This window comes from Pedobacter sp. (assembly GCF_040513095.1).
GTDB lineage: Bacteria > Bacteroidota > Bacteroidia > Sphingobacteriales > Sphingobacteriaceae > Pedobacter.
This window is the reverse complement of record NZ_JBEVDX010000121.1, coordinates 1-17977: the sequence shown is the minus strand read 5'-3', so window position 1 is coordinate 17977 and position 17977 is coordinate 1. Positions and strand designations below refer to the sequence as shown.

Annotated in this window: 14 protein-coding genes; 7 read left to right on the top strand and 7 right to left on the bottom strand. The window is 43.0% G+C overall.

Annotated features, from left to right (window positions below; genetic code table 11):
* Positions 1 to 24: 24 nt before the first annotated feature.
* The 5 genes from ABWY16_RS13875 to ABWY16_RS13855 all read right to left on the bottom strand — a co-directional run bounded on the left by ABWY16_RS13875 (position 25) and on the right by ABWY16_RS13855 (position 5268).
* Positions 25 to 642 (bottom strand): ABC transporter ATP-binding protein, encoded by a 618-nt coding sequence (locus ABWY16_RS13875; protein WP_353905242.1) that lies wholly within the window; start codon positions 640 to 642, stop codon positions 25 to 27.
* Between the two features lie 9 nt (positions 643 to 651).
* The gene (lpxA, locus tag ABWY16_RS13870; protein WP_353905241.1) at positions 652 to 1437 is read right to left on the bottom strand and encodes an acyl-ACP--UDP-N-acetylglucosamine O-acyltransferase; all 786 of its coding nucleotides are present in this window, start codon (positions 1435 to 1437) and stop codon (positions 652 to 654) included.
* On the bottom strand, positions 1434 to 2846 hold the full coding sequence (locus ABWY16_RS13865; protein WP_353905240.1) for a bifunctional UDP-3-O-[3-hydroxymyristoyl] N-acetylglucosamine deacetylase/3-hydroxyacyl-ACP dehydratase: 1413 nt from the start codon (positions 2844 to 2846) through the stop codon (positions 1434 to 1436). The genes lpxA and ABWY16_RS13865 overlap by 4 nt, the downstream gene beginning before the upstream one ends.
* On the bottom strand, positions 2836 to 3918 hold the full coding sequence (gene lpxD, locus ABWY16_RS13860) for a UDP-3-O-(3-hydroxymyristoyl)glucosamine N-acyltransferase (protein ID WP_353905239.1): 1083 nt from the start codon (positions 3916 to 3918) through the stop codon (positions 2836 to 2838). Before lpxD ends, ABWY16_RS13865 begins: the two co-directional genes overlap by 11 nt.
* A 120-nt stretch (positions 3919 to 4038) precedes the next feature.
* Positions 4039 to 5268 (bottom strand): HD domain-containing protein, encoded by a 1230-nt coding sequence (locus ABWY16_RS13855; RefSeq protein ID WP_353905238.1) that lies wholly within the window; start codon positions 5266 to 5268, stop codon positions 4039 to 4041.
* Between the two features lie 104 nt (positions 5269 to 5372).
* Between ABWY16_RS13855 and porX the strand changes: the two genes are divergently transcribed.
* From porX to ABWY16_RS13840, 3 genes are read left to right on the top strand one after another with little or no spacing between them, the layout of a single operon-like run.
* The gene (gene porX / locus ABWY16_RS13850; protein WP_353905237.1) at positions 5373 to 6926 is read left to right on the top strand and encodes a T9SS response regulator signal transducer PorX; all 1554 of its coding nucleotides are present in this window, start codon (positions 5373 to 5375) and stop codon (positions 6924 to 6926) included.
* Between the two features lie 11 nt (positions 6927 to 6937).
* On the top strand, positions 6938 to 7360 hold the full coding sequence (gene tsaE, locus ABWY16_RS13845) for a tRNA (adenosine(37)-N6)-threonylcarbamoyltransferase complex ATPase subunit type 1 TsaE (protein WP_353905236.1): 423 nt from the start codon (positions 6938 to 6940) through the stop codon (positions 7358 to 7360).
* A 53-nt stretch (positions 7361 to 7413) separates the two neighbouring features.
* Positions 7414 to 8640, top strand: a complete 1227-nt coding sequence (locus ABWY16_RS13840; RefSeq protein ID WP_353905235.1) for an alanine dehydrogenase — start codon at positions 7414 to 7416, stop codon at positions 8638 to 8640.
* On the opposite strand, the gene ABWY16_RS13835 is transcribed toward ABWY16_RS13840, so the two are convergent.
* Complete coding sequence (locus ABWY16_RS13835; RefSeq protein ID WP_353905234.1) at positions 8634 to 9827, bottom strand: MFS transporter; 1194 nt, start codon at positions 9825 to 9827, stop codon at positions 8634 to 8636. The two genes, ABWY16_RS13840 and ABWY16_RS13835, sit on opposite strands and share 7 nt — an antisense overlap.
* A 27-nt stretch (positions 9828 to 9854) precedes the next feature.
* Entirely contained in the window at positions 9855 to 11189 is a 1335-nt protein-coding gene (locus tag ABWY16_RS13830) for a D-alanyl-D-alanine carboxypeptidase/D-alanyl-D-alanine-endopeptidase (RefSeq protein WP_353905233.1), read from the bottom strand.
* A 175-nt stretch (positions 11190 to 11364) separates the two neighbouring features.
* Between ABWY16_RS13830 and ABWY16_RS13825 the strand changes: the two genes are divergently transcribed.
* From ABWY16_RS13825 to ABWY16_RS13810, 4 genes are all read left to right on the top strand, one after another.
* Positions 11365 to 13875: a zinc-dependent metalloprotease gene (locus ABWY16_RS13825; RefSeq protein ID WP_353905232.1), complete on the top strand. Its 2511-nt coding sequence runs from the start codon at positions 11365 to 11367 to the stop codon at positions 13873 to 13875.
* A gap of 397 nt (positions 13876 to 14272) precedes the next feature.
* Positions 14273 to 15214 (top strand): hypothetical protein, encoded by a 942-nt coding sequence (locus tag ABWY16_RS13820; protein WP_353905231.1) that lies wholly within the window; start codon positions 14273 to 14275, stop codon positions 15212 to 15214.
* Between the two features lie 95 nt (positions 15215 to 15309).
* The gene (locus tag ABWY16_RS13815; protein ID WP_037441187.1) at positions 15310 to 15501 is read left to right on the top strand and encodes a cold-shock protein; all 192 of its coding nucleotides are present in this window, start codon (positions 15310 to 15312) and stop codon (positions 15499 to 15501) included.
* A gap of 147 nt (positions 15502 to 15648) precedes the next feature.
* Positions 15649 to 17977, top strand: a 2329-nt coding sequence (locus ABWY16_RS13810) for a hypothetical protein (RefSeq protein WP_353905230.1), incomplete at its 3' end; no start/stop codon positions are given.

The following is a 17977-nucleotide window of genomic DNA, read 5'->3' as shown; positions in this document are numbered from 1 at the left end:
CTTTTCTGGCAATAACGGACAATATTAATCCTTATAATCCGTTATACTTACTAAATTTTCGCAAAACGAGTACTCAGTTTCCTGGTTGGAGCCCACTAAAACCAGTTTATCAGCCGTAAAATCCCTGATTAAATCGTGATACCAGCTTATTCCCTGTACGTCCAGGTTGGAAGTTGGTTCATCCAGCAGTAGTAAGGGAGTGTCTGTACAGCAGGCCAGCGCAAGTTTTGTGCGCTGTTTCATGCCCGAAGAAAAGTACTTCAGGGCCTTATCCTGTGATTTAGCAAGCCCAAGGATGTCAAGCACCCCCCCAGCTGTTAAGCCTGGGTAGAATCTTTTGAATTTAAAATGGAATTCGATGGTTTCCTGCAGCGTGAATTCTTCTACAAGATCAAGATAGGGAGCCGCAAAGCTCAGTTGTGTATAGATTTTCTCTACAGGTATAACATCGGCATCAGCATAGGTAATCGTGCCTTCTGAAGGGGCGAGACTGCCCAGAATAACACTTAGGAGGGTTGATTTCCCAGAGCCGTTAGGCCCCAGGATGGCATATTTGCCGGCAGCGCTGAACTGGTAGCTGAAATTCCTGAAAATCCACTCCTGGTTAAACCTTCTGCCGGCATCCTTTAAATCGATTGTCATCAATGATGATTAGCTTACTGTACCGAAACCTTTCATTACACCGCGGTTAGAGTTACGGATGAAATCAACAATCTCATCACGAATCTCCGTAGGCGCAAATTCTGCCTCTATTTTGTCAAGGGCCTTCGTTACGTTATTGTGTTTTACAAAAAGCACCCTGTATATTTCCTGGATCTCATTGATCTTTTCAGAAGAAAAACCACGGCGTCTGAGGCCTACAGAATTAATACCTGCGTAAGATAATGGCTCTCTCGCTGCTTTTACATAAGGAGGTACATCTTTACGTACCAGTGAACCGCCGGTAATAAAAGCATGTGACCCTACTTTAACAAACTGATGGATAGCCACCAGACCTGCCAGCACTACATAACTGCCAATTGTGATATGCCCCGCCAGCGTAGTGCTGTTGGAAAAAATACAGTGGTCGCCCACTTCACAATCGTGAGCAATATGTGAATAAGCCTGGATCAGGCAGTTGCTGCCTATTACTGTTTTCCACTTATCCTTTGTACCTCTGTTGATGGTTACACACTCCCTGATGGTCGTATTGTCACCAATTTCAGCAGTAGTTACTTCTCCTGCAAATTTCAGGTCCTGAGGGACGCCGGAAATTACTGAGCCAGGGAAGATCTTACAGTTCTTTCCTATTCTGGCGCCGTCCATGATTACAACATTGGACGCTATCCATGTGCCTTCACCAATGACTACGTCTTTGTGAATGACCGAAAAAGGCTCGATAACTACATTATCGCCAATTTTCGCGTCCGGATGTATATATGCTAAAGGTTGTATCATGATACGCGTTCGCTGTCTTTTACTTTTGAAATTTGTGCCATCATTTCTGCTTCCACAACAATTTTATCTCCTACCATGCCTACACCTTTCATCTGTGCGATGCCTCTGCGGATCGGTTCCATCAGATCGCATCTGAAAACAATCGTATCGCCCGGTAAAACCTGGGCCCTGAACCTCACTTTATCAATTTTCAGGAAATATGTCAGATAATTCCTTGGGTCCGGAACAGTACTGAGTACCAGTATTCCGCCGGTCTGTGCCATAGCTTCGATCTGGATCACGCCCGGAAGTACAGGTGCGCCAGGGAAGTGGCCTTTAAAGAACTCCTCATTCATGGTTACATTCTTCACGCCCACAACGTGTGTTTTCGAAAGTTCCAGTATCTTGTCAATAAACAAAAACGGCTGTCTGTGCGGCAGGATATCCATGATCTGTACCACATCATAAAGTGGCTTTACAGAAGGATCGTATACTTTTTGTACTTTCTTGTTTTTTTCTTTTTTGATCGCTGCCTTGATTTTTTTAGCGAAGGCGATATTTGCCGCATGGCCCGGGCGGGCAGCCATAATATGGCCTTTCAGGTGCATTCCTACCAAAGCAAGGTCACCGATCATATCCAGCAATTTATGTCTTGCAGGCTCATTCTGATAGCGCAGCTCCATATTGTTCAGGATTCCCTGAGGGGCTACATCGATTTTCTCTCTGTTAAATATTTTGGCCAGGTGGTCAAGTTCGTCCCTGGTTACTTCTTTATCTACAATAACAATCGCATTGTTCAGATCACCACCCTTGATCAGGTTGTTCTGCAGCTGGTATTCCAGCTCATGCAAAAAGCAAAAAGTACGGCATGAAGCGATTTCGTCTTTAAATTCAGCTATGCTTGAAATTACTGCATGCTGACTGCCCAGTACAGGAGAGTTATAATCGATCATACAGGTAAACCTGTAATCTTCCAATGGCATAGCCACAATTTCTACTTTGCGGTCCGTCTCTGTATAGATGATATTATGGGGGATCTGGAAATATTCACGGTCGATCTCCTGCTGAAGCACACCCACACTTTCAAGCGCCTCTACAAATAAAATTGCGCTGCCGTCCATAATCGGCGTTTCCGGGCCATCCAGTTTCATCAGGATGTTATCCAGGTCCATACCAACAAGGGAAGCCATTACATGTTCTACAGTACTGACACTTGCACCGTTCTGTGTAATCGTTGTACCTCTGGCAGTATCCGTAACATTATCGCAGTCAGCATCCACAACCGGCTGCCCCGGTAAATCAATCCGCTGGAATTTGAAACCATGGTTTTCTGGTGCCGGACAAAAAGTTAAGGTAACATTGGCTCCTGTATGCAGGCCTACCCCCTGTACAGAAACTTCGCTTTTTATAGTTTTTTGTTTAACGTTCATTATTGTTGTGTGTGGTACTAACTATGCCGTGATCGGAATCGCTCTTTAATTCGGCCTCTATTTGACTAATACGTTTTTCTATGTTGGGAAGTTGCTTAAAAAGTACAGAAGCGCGCATCCAGTTTCTTAGGGGCTGGGCAGGAGAACCATGCCATTGTTTATTTTCTTCAGCTATGCTGAAATTAATTCCTGCCTGTGCACCTATCTGTGTTCCGTTGGCAAGTGATAAATGGCCGGCTATGCCCACCTGTCCGCCAACAACGGATTGTTTACCTACTTTACTGCTGCCTGATATACCTGCCTGGGCAGCAACCACAGTGTTCTCACCCACCTCAACATTATGAGCAATCTGGATAAGGTTATCCAGCTTTACCCCTTTTCTGATGAAAGTAGATCCCATGGTAGCCCTGTCGATAGCCGTGTTGGCACCAATTTCAACATCGTCTTCAATGACAACATTTCCAATCTGGGCAATTTTCGAATAGGTGCCGTCAGGCTGGGGTGCAAAACCAAAGCCATCACTGCCGATCACCGTATTGGAATGGATCACCACGCGGTCGCCAATAACGCACCTGTTGTAAATTTTAACTCCGGGATGAATAGTATTTGCTGAACCGATTTTGGAATCTGTGCCAACAAAAACCTGCTGGGAAATCTTGGTATTATCACCAATCTCCACATTTTCAGAGATATAGGAAAATGCCCCTATAAATACATTTTTACCAATCTTTGCAGAAGGGTGCACAAAACAGGGCTGTTCTATGCCCGATTTGTCCAGCGAGGCATTATAGGCTTCGTTGTATTTTTCGAGCAGTACAGAAAAGGCACTATACGGATCTTTAACTTTTACCAGGGTACAGCTGACAGGCTGGGCAGGTGAAAAATCCTGACCAACAATAACAACAGAGGCATTAGTTGAATATATATAATGTTCGTACTTACGGTTCGATAGAAAACATAAGGCACCTTTTTTTCCATCCTCTATTTTTGAAAGCTCTGAAACAGTAATGTTTTCATCCCCTTCAACCGTCCCACTTAAAAAGTCGCTTATCTGCTTGGCAGTAAATTGCATTCTACAAAGTTAAATGTTAAATTGATATGAACAAATAATCCCCACTCCCTAATTTTTTTAGACAGCTTGTAATCGGAAACTAAAAACGGGATAATAATCGAATTATTTTGTTAAAAAATGCTAAATTATTCGTGGATAGCACAATATGTGCTTTGTAACGGTCTTATCCAGCGATTCCAGATTTGACAAATCAGAGGCTTTGGCAATATCTATGGTCTCATTATTTTTCATTAAAATGTTAATTGTGCTGTTTCCCTCGCCTGTATTGTAGGCACGATTGCTGATCACATCAGTAAAAACGAAATAAGAAACTTCGTTTTGGTTAATTTCGAGACTGATTTCTGTGTTGTCCCTTATGATCTGCAGGCGGCTTTCTTCAGGCGGACTGTTGCTGATTTCTGTCTTCAGCAAATGGCGGTCTACCAGCATATTGCATAGCAATGACAGCGCCCTGTCGGGATGCCCGCGCCAAACTTTTACAGAAGCAAATATATCCTGATCATCCAGCCCAGCAAATTGCAAAAGGTGGATATCTTCTGCCAGGAACTCACTTTTTTTAACATCGTTCTTTAGAAAATGCTGCAAAGCCGGGGTCGCAAATAATTCTTCGCCCCGCTCGGCCAGTTCTTTAGCACGTTTCAGGATTTTTACCAGCAGCTGCTCTCCGGCGATTACCGTTTTGTGCAGATAAACCTGCCAGTACATCAGCCTGCGGGCAACCAGAAACTTTTCTATAGAATAAATACCCTTTTCTTCAATCACCAGATGATCATCGGCCACATTGAACATCTTGATGATCCTGTCAAAACTGATCACACCTTCGCTTACGCCGGTGAAAAAGCTGTCCCTGTTCAGGTAGTCCATCCTGTCCAGGTCAAGCTGACTGGAAATAAGCTGCTGAAGGAACTTTTTATGGTATTTGCCTGTGAATATTTCAATGGCAGTACTGAGCCTTCCCTTAAATTCATGGTTGAGTTTCTCCATCATCAGCATAGAGATATCTTCATGGCTTATGCCTTTCACAAGTGAATGTTCCAGTGCATGGGAAAATGGCCCGTGCCCAATATCATGAAGCAAAATCGCTATCGTTGCGGCTTCCTCCTCGGTTTTTGTAATTTCCTGACCTTTGCTCCGCAGCACTTCAATCGCCAGGCTCATCAGGTGCATTGCTCCCAGTGCGTGATGAAAACGGGTATGCAGGGCGCCGGGATAAACCAGATGGGTCATCCCCAGTTGCTTAATATAACGCAGGCGCTGAAAAAAGGGATGTGAGATCAGGTCAAAGACCAGTTCAGAGGGTATATTGATGAATCCGTAAACCGGGTCATTTATGATTTTCTTTTTGTTCAATCTTTACAAAATAAATTATACGGTACAAAAATTGCTATTTTTATCCGTACTTAAGAAAGAGATCTCTCTTTTTAAAGAATTTTTTACACCTTATACATACAATAATGCAGGAAACCAAGATTCTATGGGCCGATGATGAGATTAACCTATTAAAACCACATATATTACTGTTAAACGAAAAAGGATATCACGTAACAACATTCACCAATGGTAATGATGCCCTGGAAGCCTTTGGAAAAGAGCACTTCGACCTTGTATTCCTCGATGAAAACATGCCGGGCATGAGCGGACTGGAAACCCTTTCGGCCATCAAAAATATCAAAAGTGACATTCCCGTTGTACTGATTACCAAAAGTGAAGAGGAAAACCTGATGGAAGATGCCATCGGTTCAAAAATTGACGATTACCTGATAAAGCCGGTAAACCCTAAGCAAGTATTGCTGACAATTAAGAAAATTATCGATAACAAAAGGCTTATCAGCGCTAAAACATCCATGGCCTATCAGCAGGATTTCAGACGGCTGGGAATGACGCTGAATGACAAGCTGAGCTATGAAGAATGGGTTGATGTTTACAAAAAATTAGTCTTCTGGGAGCTGGAACTTGAGAAACTGGATGATCCGCAGATGCATGAAATTCTGACCATGCAAAAATCGGAAGCCAACACGCAGTTCTCCCGTTTTATCGAAGACAACTACCTTGGATGGGTAAATGGTAAGGAAAAAGCCCCTTTATTATCGAATGAGCTGTTAAAGAAAAAAGCTTTCCCACTGATCAATTCCACTACACCGGTATTCTTTATTCTCATTGATAACTTACGATACGACCAGTGGAAGATCATCAATCCGCTCATCACCGAACATTTCAGGCTGGATGATGAAGATATTTATTCAAGTATCCTGCCTACAGCTACACAGTATGCCAGGAACTCGATCTTTTCAGGCCTAATGCCGCTTGAAATGGAAAAACGTTTCCCTTCGCTGTGGCAGAACGATGATGATGAAGGTGGAAAGAACATGCACGAAGAAGCTTTTCTGGCCGACCAGATCAAACGCAGCGTGCGCAAGGACTGTAAGTTCAGCTACCATAAAATCCTTACTTATGATGATGGAAAAGCGCTTACAGAGCAGGTAAACAACCTTATGCAGAATGAATTCAATGCGATCGTTTACAACTTTGTTGACATGCTTTCCCATGCCCGTACCGATATGGCCATGATCAGGGAGCTGGCTAACGATGATGCAGCTTACCGTTCACTGACCTTATCCTGGTTTGAGCACTCTCCGTTGCTGGAACTGCTGAAAAAGCTGGCACAGAAACAGGTAAAAGTAGTGATCACTACAGACCATGGAACAATCCGCGTAAAACACCCAAGCAAGGTGATTGGCGACAGGAATACAAATACCAACCTGCGCTATAAACAAGGCAGAAACCTGAACTACAATGCAAAAGAGGTGTTTCTAATTAAAAATCCGCATGAAGCGCAGCTACCCAAGATCAATATCAGCTCCAACTATATCTTTGCCAAGGAAGACCGCTATTTTGTTTACCAGAACAACTACAACCAGTTCGTAAACTACTACAATGAAACCTTCCAGCATGGCGGTATTTCACTTGAAGAGATGATCATTCCTGTAGCTACCTATAGTTCACGTTAGTCAGAGCAACAATGAATCTTGAAGTTAATAGTCTTACTGAGTTAAACAGCCTGGCTAAAGCGCTGTTTAACTTTGCCGGAGAAGATAAGGTATTCATTTTTGAAGGAGAAATGGGTGCTGGTAAAACTACGTTTATCAAAGTCCTGTGCGAAGAACTTGGCGTAAAAGATGTAGTAAGCAGTCCTACCTTCTCCATTGTGAACGAATATGCCGCGGGCAATTCTATAATATATCATTTTGATTTTTACAGGATCCGGGATATCCGCGAAGCCTACGACATTGGCTATGAGGAGTATTTTTATTCCGGCCATATCTGCCTGATAGAATGGCCCGAACGCGTAGAGGAAATCCTGCCGGAACACTACGTTAGAGTGGAGATCAAAGTCTTATCTCCCGATAAAAGAGCATTTACCTTTAGTAAAAATTACCTTTAGATGCTTGATTTTCATCTTATTTTTATTAATTTCATTCAAATAAACGCTACATAATGGCTACAGGATTACGGGAAGAAATGGCCTCAATTGCTCAGAAAGGTTTGTTACAGCCAAAAGAAACACTGTCAGAACTCAAACAGAAAAGCAACAGTCTTTATATTGGTATCCCCAAAGAAATTTCATTCCAGGAGAACAGGATAGCCCTTACCCCCCTGTCTGTTGCACTGCTGGTCAACAACGGTCATAAGGTATTACTGGAGAGCGGTGCAGGAACAGGCGCCAACTTCTCTGATAATGACTACAGCGAGCAGGGTGCCATTATCACCTTTAATAAAAAGGACGTTTTTGATGCCGATATAATCGTAAAAATAGCTCCTCCAACCTGTGAGGAGATTGAAATGATGCACAAGGGACAGACGCTGATCTCTGCCCTGCAAATGGGAGCTCTTAAAGAGAGTTACCTGAAAGCACTGATGGATAAAAAGATCAATGCCATTTGCTTTGAGCACCTGCGCGATGAAGGAAATATCCTGAGCGTGGTCCGTGCCATGAGCGAAATCGTAGGTGCCACTTCAATCTTTATTGCCGCAGAATATTTGAGCAGTGTCACCGGTGGTAAAGGTTTAATGCTGGGCGGTTTTACCGGCGTTCCGCCAACAGAAATTGTGATTCTTGGCGCAGGAACGGTTGGTGAATATGCTGCCAGAACAGCTTTATCCCTCGGTGCCGAAGTAAAAGTATTTGACAGCTCCATCTATCGCCTACGCCGTTTACAGAACAACCTCGGCAGCCGGGTTTTTACCTCAGTGATGCAGCCAATAGTTTTAGGGAAAGCCGTTACCACATGCGATGTTGTTATAGGAGCTATCAGGGCAACACATGGCCGAAGTCCCTGTATTATCATGGAAGAAACGGTAGCAAGGATGAAACCTGATTCTGTTGTGATTGATGTGAGTATTGATCAGGGTGGTTGTTTTGAAACCTCTGAAGTGACGAATCATAAAGATCCTGTTTTCAGGAAACATGATGTAATCCATTACTGCGTGCCTAATATAGCCTCCAGGGTACCAAGAACAGCTTCTTATGCTTTAACAAACATTTTTACGCCTATTCTGGTGGATATAGGAGATATGGGCGGGCTGATGAACGTGGTATGGAACAGGCCGGGTATCAGGGAAGCGCTCTATATATATCAGGGGCACCTGACCAGTAAAACTCTTGCAAATATGTTTAATCTGCCTTTTAAGGATATTGAACTGCTGGTTGTTGCCAATCAGTAACCCAACTTATTTTCTGGTTTTTCTACCTTCGGTTTCCAGAAGAACTGCAGGTATACAAGTGCTATAAGCGTTATGCCTGTACAAAGGTAAAATGTTGTTGGAATGGTTGATATATCATCAACAAACATCCATCCAGCGAGTAATGCGCCCATTCCTATACCGGCTTCAAGCGCGATGTACATGGTTGCCACAGCTTTCCCCCGGTGTGCAGGATCACTCAAATCGATTGTCCACGCGCTTACTGCAGGAGAAAGCATGCCTGTCGCCACACCATATAAGGCGGAAGCACACATCAGAGATAAAGATGAAGCAGCCAGCCCAATCCACACCAGTGATACGGCAAGCATACCAAGCGAAACTTTGAGGATAAGAACCCTGCCATACTGATCTGATGCTTTCCCGGCTACAAAGCGGATCAACAGGGATGTCAGCGTGAATACTACAAAGAACAATCCTTTATTATTTGTCCCAAGGTATTTGCTCCAGTCGCCAATAACCGTTAAAATCGCACCGTAACTTACATAACTCAATAGCGTAATGAGCGATGCCGGGATTACGCGCCATTCTATAATATCTTTCCTTTTGATTTTCAGCAATGGCAGGCTGAAACGCTGCTTATCCATCAGGGACTCCTTCATATTTGCCAGGATCAAAATTGACAAAAGTGCAAATGCAGACGAACAGTAAAATAATACATTAATAGAAAAGTGATCAGTAATCATACTTCCGATAGCAGGGCCGATAGCTAAACCTGTACTAAAACAGATGCCATGTACACCCATTGCTTCGCCCCATTTGTTTTCAGGAACCAGATCTGCTACATAAGCGGCTGTTGCCGTAGGTTTAAACCCCGTAGAGAATCCATGGATGAGCCTGAGGAAGAGAAAACCGGCAACAGTTGTAAGTACCGGATACAGCAATCCGCAAACAAAACATACGACAGATCCTACTGCCATTACAGGTACACGCCCGATCGTATCAGTCAGTTTGCCACTAAATGGCCTGGAGAAGCCCGCAGTAAGGGTAAACAGCGCAATGATTAATCCCTTGTATGAAGCCCCGCCCATTGCACTAAGATAAGCCGGCAATTCCGGGATCAGCATGTTAAAGCTGGATGAAAAAAGAAAGGAACTTAAACAGACAAGACCAAATTGTAAAGTATAAATCGATTGAGCTTCATTCTTCATATCCGGGCAAAAGTAAAAATAAAATGATCAGAACGTGTCATGAATATACGTAATCACTTTTGCCATTTCTTTCTTTAGCTCTGCAACGGGGGTTACAAAATTATTATTCATAAAGGAGAAGCTCAGCGTTCTCCCTTTTTTCGTGAGCAGGTAGCCGCTCTGGTTATATATATTTGAAAGAGAGCCAGTCTTGCCATAAACAAAAGGATGATCTGTTGTCGGATAAGCCGTCTTCAATGTACCGGTTTTACCGCCTGCCGGCAGCATACTGAACAGTTTTTCGCGGTTATGGAGTTGCTGATCGATCATTTTAAGCAATGCAACGATGTCCCTGGGGGTAAATAAGTCCATCCTGGAAAGTCCGGATCCATCTACCCAGCGGGGCTTATCCGGAAGGCTGGTGAGGAATTTCTCCTGGATATACCGAATGGCATCTGTGCCGTTTAAGCGCGACTGAATCTGGTTCGCATAAACCAGCAGCAGCTGTTCTGCAATAAAATTATCACTGGGCAGCATCATTTCCCTAAGCACCTGCTCTGAGGTCACGTTGTAGATTGTTTTCGCTGTTTGGGGCATTTCAATATGAACCAGGCCCACCTGACGGTGCAAAGTATCAGCAAGCAGGTTTACTGTAAGAGCCGTGCTGGTTTTATAAGGTATCTGCTGCTCAAAGTTTGCCGGTAAGTCCATCCTGCCCGGGTAATGCAGGATATTTTCATTGAAATTTCTGACTATGGTAAATGCTCCGGGAGTGCCCGCAGAATCTTTTACAAAACAATCGTTAAACTGCACAGGACTGATAGTCATCTTTCCTTGTGCAGCACTTACAGTAATCATATTATCCATCAAAGGTAATTCTGTAATTTCAGCCTGATAGTAGTCATTGTAATCATCCCATGACCATCCCTGTCCGTAAAAACTGCCTGTATACCTGCCGGGAGAAAAGAACAATTGCTTTTTACTGGCCACCAGAAATTTCAGGGCGTGGTCGCCTCTGATCCTGCTCTGCAAAAAAGAAGGGTCACCCGTCCCCCAGAAAATCAGCGAATCCCCTTTTTCAATATATCTTAAAGAAGGGATTGAATCAGGTAATAACTTCAATCCTCCATAAAATGTAAACAATTTCGTGTTTGAGGCCGGAACAAAGTATTTATCGGCATCTTTTTCAAAGATTATCTCCCCTTTGTCGAGGTCAGACAGGGCAAAACCTACCGGATGGTTGTTTAATAGCGTCGAATTTTTAAATAACTGCCCAACTTTCCTTTCTATTTTACGGTTACTGGCACAGCCTGTAAAAAACAATATAAATAGTAAGGCGATTCCGTTTAAGCCCAGAGGCTTAAATAGTGTAATTATTTTCATGAACAGCTTTATTGTCTTTGATTCACTCTAAAGTATTATTTTTTTAATTAATAATGCTTTAATCTTGCAAAAATCACTGTTAACAAGCCGGTTGTAACTTTATAATTACACATCTTTGTTACTTTTCGCAATGAATATCTTTGAACTTCAATAAACCTAACAACTGTTAAACCCAATGAATAAAAGGTCAAACTTACTGGCAATTGCTGGTATGTGTTTAGTATGTGCATTCAGCAGTGATGCATTATATGCACAAAAGAAATCTAAAAAGAATACCCCGGCAACAGGGGCTGCTGCAACGCCTCCTCCGGCAGCAAAAAAAGAAGGAATAAAACCTTTTGGTGAAATCATCACCGCCAAGGCAAGAAAAAAGGACGGATTATTCAAAACGTATAAAGTTGATGACAGGTGGTTTTTCGACATTCCTGATTCGCTGCTGAACCGCGAGATGTTAATCGTTTCACGCCTAAACAAAGTTCCTTCCGGCGTATCGGTTGGTAACCAGCAATACGGTGGTGAAGAGTTAAACCAGCAGGTTTGGCAGTGGGAACGCCGCGGCAAACAGGTTTTTGTCCGTGTACCAAGCTATTCGGTAAGAGCAGACAGCACATCTGATATGTACCAGTCTGTTAAAAATTCCAACCTGTCTACCATTATCGCAAGCTTTGATATCAAATCTTATAACAGGGACACTAGTGGTGTGGTCATTGATGTAACCGACTTCTACAACGGGGATGTTATGGCTATCGGTGCAACAGATGAGTTAAGAAAGGCTTACAAAACAACTGTACTTGACCCTACCCGGTCTTATATTGATACTGTGAAAACCTTTCCTCTGAACATTGAAGTAGTAACGAGTAAAACGTATAAAACCATGGAGTCTCCCATCGATAACAGTATCGGGGCAGTGACTTATGAATTCAATACATCGATGTTGCTTTTACCAAAAAGACCTGCGAAGCCTCGTTTAAACGATGCCAGAGTTGGTTATTTTGGTCAGACACAAACAGATTATGGCACGAATGCACAAAAAGCTGAAAAAACAGCTTATATCCACCGCTGGGGATTGGTTCCGAAAGATACGGCAGCGTACCTGCGCGGTGAACTGGTAGATCCGGTTAAACCAATTGTGATTTATATCGATCCTGCAACCCCAAAAAAATGGGTACCTTACCTGATAGCCGGTATCAACGACTGGCAGCTAGCTTTCCAGGAAGCCGGATTTAAAAATGCGATTATCGGAAAAGAAGCTCCAACAGCAAAAGAAGATCCTGAATTCAGCGTCGATGATTCACGCTATTCAGTAGTCCGCTATTTTGCTTCCAATATTGCTAATGCTTATGGCCCCCACGTTTCTGATCCGCGCTCAGGACAGATTCTTGAAACGCATATCGGCTGGTACCACAACGTGATGAACCTGCTGAGAAACTGGGTTTTTGTACAAACTGCTGCTGTAGATCCTGCTGCCAGGAAGGCAAAGTTTACCGATGAACAAATGGGCAACCTGATCCGTTTCGTGTCTTCACATGAAATCGGGCATACTTTGGGCCTTCCGCATAACTTTGGTTCCAGCTATGCTTATCCGGTAGACTCCCTGCGTTCAAAAACCTTTACCAATACGCACGGAACTGCTCCTTCAATCATGGATTATGCACGTTTCAATTACATTGCACAACCCGGGGACGGAGTTACACAATTGCATCCAACCATTGGTGAATATGATAAATGGGCAATCAAATGGGGCTATACCTGGTTCCCTGGCAATTTAAATCCTACACAGGAACGCGAAAAATTAGATGTATGGACTACTGCCAAAGCAGGAAACCCGCTCTACTATTACGGAAGACAAGGTACTTCACTGGATCCGCGTTTGCAGAATGAAGACTTGGGCGACAATGCCATGAAAGCAAGTACTTATGGTATTGCCAACCTCAAACGCATCCTGCCAAATGTTGAGAAATGGACTTATGAAAAAGGTAAAGATTACAGCGACCTGAAAGAAATCTATGGCGAGGTAATCACCCAGTATAACCGATACATGGGCCACGTCACCACCAATATTGGCGGAATGAGTGAAAACTTTAAAACATATGATCAGAAAGGTGCAGTTTATACTTACCTGTCTAAAACCAAACAAAGGGAAGCTGTTGCGTTCCTGAATACACAGCTGTTCAACACCCCTCTATGGCTGATCAACAATGCTCAACTGAACAAATTTGACAATGGGGTATTGCTGAACAACATCAAAGCGGTACAATCAGGCACACTGTCAAGCATCTTGTCTCCTTCACGCATTGCGAGGTTATTAGACAATGAGACAAAAAACGGTGCTAACGTTGCATATACGCTCCCTGAGCTCTTCAAAGATCTTCATACAAGCATTATCCCGGCTACACGTCCTGATGCCTTTAAACGCAATCTGCAGCGTGCATTTGTGGACCGTTTGGGCATGCTGATGACTCAGGACATGCAAACGCCTCCGGGAGTTACTCCTGCCCGCATTGCTGATTTTGGTTTGACTCCGATTAATGTATCCCTTTCGGATATCAGGCCATTGGTCAGAGCAGAATTGAAATCATTGTTAACGATTGCAAAGTCGAGAGCTGTTGCTGGTGATGTGATGACGAAAGCACATTATGACGATCTGGCCATCAGGATAAACGATATTCTAAATCCTAAGAAATAATTTCAGTTCCATTATTCCAAAGCCCTTTCCGGCTAAACAAGATTAGCTTCTGTTTAGCCGGAAAGGGCTTTTTCTTTGGCAGGAGCTATACATTGCCCGTGTTCTGGTTGTGCCTTATTCGTAAATACAGGGTGTATACACAGGATTAACATTAGGTCAAAGTTATATTTATAATGGTATTGTAACGTGTTATCTCCGGGTTTGAAACGGCCAAAATCCGTCGTAAACCCTTTGGAAACTCGTCGCAAAGCCGTTTCAAACCCGTTGTAAATACTATGTTGATATACGGTAAATACTTTAAATATACTTCAAAATAAAGAACCAAACACGAGTAGTGTACGTCCGTGGTATGTCCCGTACATTATACTATATTTGGCTTGTAAAGCATTTTGTTCCTATGAAAGTACTCCGATCCCTGTTGACGATAGTAAGTTCCGCTCTGTTATTATTTGCCTGTAACGGTAAACAAGTCAAAGAAAAGCCAAAACCAAAAACAAGGTTAGACCTGGGCCCTATTACCGGAATCCGGTATACTGAAGTGAAACGCCGTTTCAGCAATGGCCTATCCTATGACAGTATGGGCTTTGCCCAGGAACCCAGCTGGATTATTCAGCTCAGGAAACCAGATACAATGGCGGCCTTTGACCCGGTAAAAAAGATCATGCAGGGCTTTTATCTGCAGTATGACCATGCAGATGTATATAATTTTGCCAAAGAGTACTTCAGGTTTAAGCTGATCAGCAAAGACAGCCTGGTCTTTCAGCGCCTGCAGGTCACAAAAAAAGAAATTGCTGACGATATCCGTTCTGATGTAAATATGACGTTTTATGCTGACGGTTACATCAAAAATGTGCTGCATACTACGGCAGAGAAACTACAGCGACCTACCAGGCAGGATACCGCATTTGTCGCAGGCCTGGTAGAGCGATCAAACCGCTACCCTGACCAGACTGACAGCGTTTTTGCAGCAAGACAGATTGCCGTTCTTACTCCGCGGGATGACAGGATTTCTGTAGAATTTCTCAGCGGTGTAGATGTGCTGAACGGCAGAACCCAGGCTTACGATTACCTCTACCCGAGATACCGCCTGGTGATCCCCAATGCCTATAAAGATTTCGCTTATGAGTTCAACATTCTGGTCGCGCCTGATGGAAAACTGCGCCTCGGAAAATTCTGGACCAACCTCCCCGAATTCCGCGAAACCCGCAAAAAAGTTTTAGCCGGCATCACGAGCGTCTATTTACAAAATTTATTAAAAATTAAACCCGGAAGTACTTTGGGCATGCCGCATACGAGCGAAGTTACCGTAACGGTAACCGGCAGAAAAGGAACGAAATAGTCATCAAAAAATTATATTCATCAAAAAATGAAGCATTTGCAAATTATAAAAAAATAATCACTACCTTGCAGACTTAATATTTAATACTTAATACAATGCAAGAAGGAACAGTAAAATTTTTTAATGTAACTAAAGGTTTCGGATTTATCGTACCAGCTAATGGCGATAGCGAGATTTTTGTACATTCAACAGGCCTTATCGATGAAATCCGTGAAAACGACAAAGTAGAATACGATGTTGAAAGCGGTAAAAAAGGTTTGAATGCGATCAATGTTAAAGTAATCTAGATTATTATAACCATATTCGTACAAGCTTCCTGGTGAAAAATCAGGAAGCTTTTTTTATGCCCTTTATTTTGGCTGTTGAATAAAAAGATGCTGTTTCATTCGCTCCGTTAGCCCAGCTTTTTTATCTTTAATCTTATTCTTTTCCAAATGGGCAGCAATTACGAAATCTTGCTTTCAAAGATTAACGAATTCAGAAGAAAGTTTTATCTGAATAAACTGCTGCGTGGTACGATCTATACGCTGACATTATTGCTCAGCCTTTATCTGCTGCTTTTTGTGCTGATCTATTATGTCAGGCCTGCACCATATATCAAAACTATTCTCTTTTACGGCTATCTGCTGCTACTTTCAGTTTCAGCTGGCCTTGGAATTGTTAAACCTGCATTAGCCTATCTCAGCCTGAGTAAAGTCCTCAGCCTCGAAGAATCCGCTACACTCATAGGCAATCATTTTGAGCCTATACGCGATAAATTACTGAATACCCTGCAGCTTAAAGCGCTTGCAGACCTGTCTCCCTCCCAAAACCAGCTTATTCTGGCGGGTATAGACCAGAAAATCAATGAACTAAAGCCCATCCCATTCAGTAAGGCCATCAGCCTGCATGACAATAAAAAATATATCAAATACTTTCTGGCTCCCCTGGCCCTGATCCTGCTGATCGCCATCATTGCACCGGTGGTCTGGAGAGAAGGAACGCGTAGTTTTATTCAATACAATAAGGAAATTTTACCTGCTGCTCCCTTTAATTTTGTTCTTCGCAGCCCCGGGATGATAGTTACGCAGGGAGACGACCTGACCATAGACCTGGAGCTGAGGGGCGATCAGCTCCCGCAGGAAGTCTACCTGGAAGAAGGAGTAAATACTTTTAAACTGGAAAGGAAAGATAACAGCAGGTTCAGTTATATGTTCAAGAATCTTCAGCAGGACCAGACTTTCCGTTTCAGTGCGGGCGGTTTTGAATCCAAAGCATATATCGTAACTGTGAAACCCCGCCCTTCAGTGCTGAATGTACAAGCTACCCTCAGCTATCCTTCTTACCTGGAGAAAAAGAATGAAGTGATTGCGAATGCCGGAGATCTCATCCTCCCGGAAGGCACTACAGTCACCTGGAAGATCTATACAGAAAATGCGGCAACGCTGTTGTTTACCCTTAATGGTCATGTTAAAGAACTGAGTTTTGCCAACAATGAGACCAGTTACCAGGCACAGCTGAGAAAAAGCCAGAATTACCAGATTGTTCCAAAAAACAATTTCTCTGTACATCCTGATTCTGTGAACCATAAAATTGAGGTAATCCCTGACCTCGCCCCATTGATCAGCGCTATTGAAACGGTTGACTCCCTCAGCAGCAAAGCGCGTTATTTCAGCGGGAATATCAGCGACGATCATGGTTTCAGTTCACTCAAGTTTGTATATGTAATCAAAGAAAACACCGCGGAGATAAAAAGAGTTTCTACCTCCCTCCCTATTCATCCCGCACAACTGGAAAATGCATTCCTGTATTTCTGGGATCTTAAAAACCTGAATCTTAAGGCAGGACAAGTGATAGAATATTACCTCGAGGTTGCAGACAATGATGCCGTAAACGGCGCTAAAAAAACACGTTCTGCAATTAAGACCTTCATGCCTCTCTCTGATCAGGCGCTGGCAAAACAACAGAATACATCGAGCAGTAACCTGAAACAGCAAATGAACTCGGCCATAAGACTCGCTGCAGAAGTAGAACGGGACAGTAAGAAATTAGGGGAAAATCTGCTGGATAAAAAAGAGTTGTCTTTTGAGGACAAAAAAGACATCAATCAGCTGCTGGAAAAACAGAAAAAGCTGGAAGAAGCAGTGAAAGATATCCAGCAGGCAAAAAAGAAAAACAGCAACGATCAGGCGGAAAACGAATCTGCCAAAACCGCTATCGCCGATAAACAAAAACAGATTGACGACCTGTTTAACAATGTGCTCGACCCAAAAACTAAAGCCCTGCTTGAAAAGCTGCAAAGTCTGATGGACCAGAACAACAAAGACCAGGTACAGAATGAATTGTCTAAAATGAATATGGACAACAAATCTTTAAAAAATGAACTGGACAGGGTCCTTGAATTGTATAAACAGTTAGAGTTTGAACAAAACCTGCAGAATAAAATAGACCGGCTAAAAAAGCTGTCAGAAACACAGAAGGCACTTGCAGAGCAAACACAGGATAAAAAAGCGGATGCTCCTGAGCTCAAAAAACAACAGGAAAAAACTGTTCAGGAGTTCAGGGAACTGCAAAAGGAACTCCAACAGCTGGATCAGAAAAATCAGGCTTTGGAGCGCCCGAACAATTTTCAGCCGATGGAAAAAGAAAGCCGGACGGTAGAAAAGCAGCAACAGCAAAGCATGGAAAACCTGGACAAAAAACAGCAGCAGAAAGCAGCCGAAAACCAAAAAAAAGCTGCACAGGAAATGCAGAAAATGGCAAAGGAACTGGAAGATTCCAATC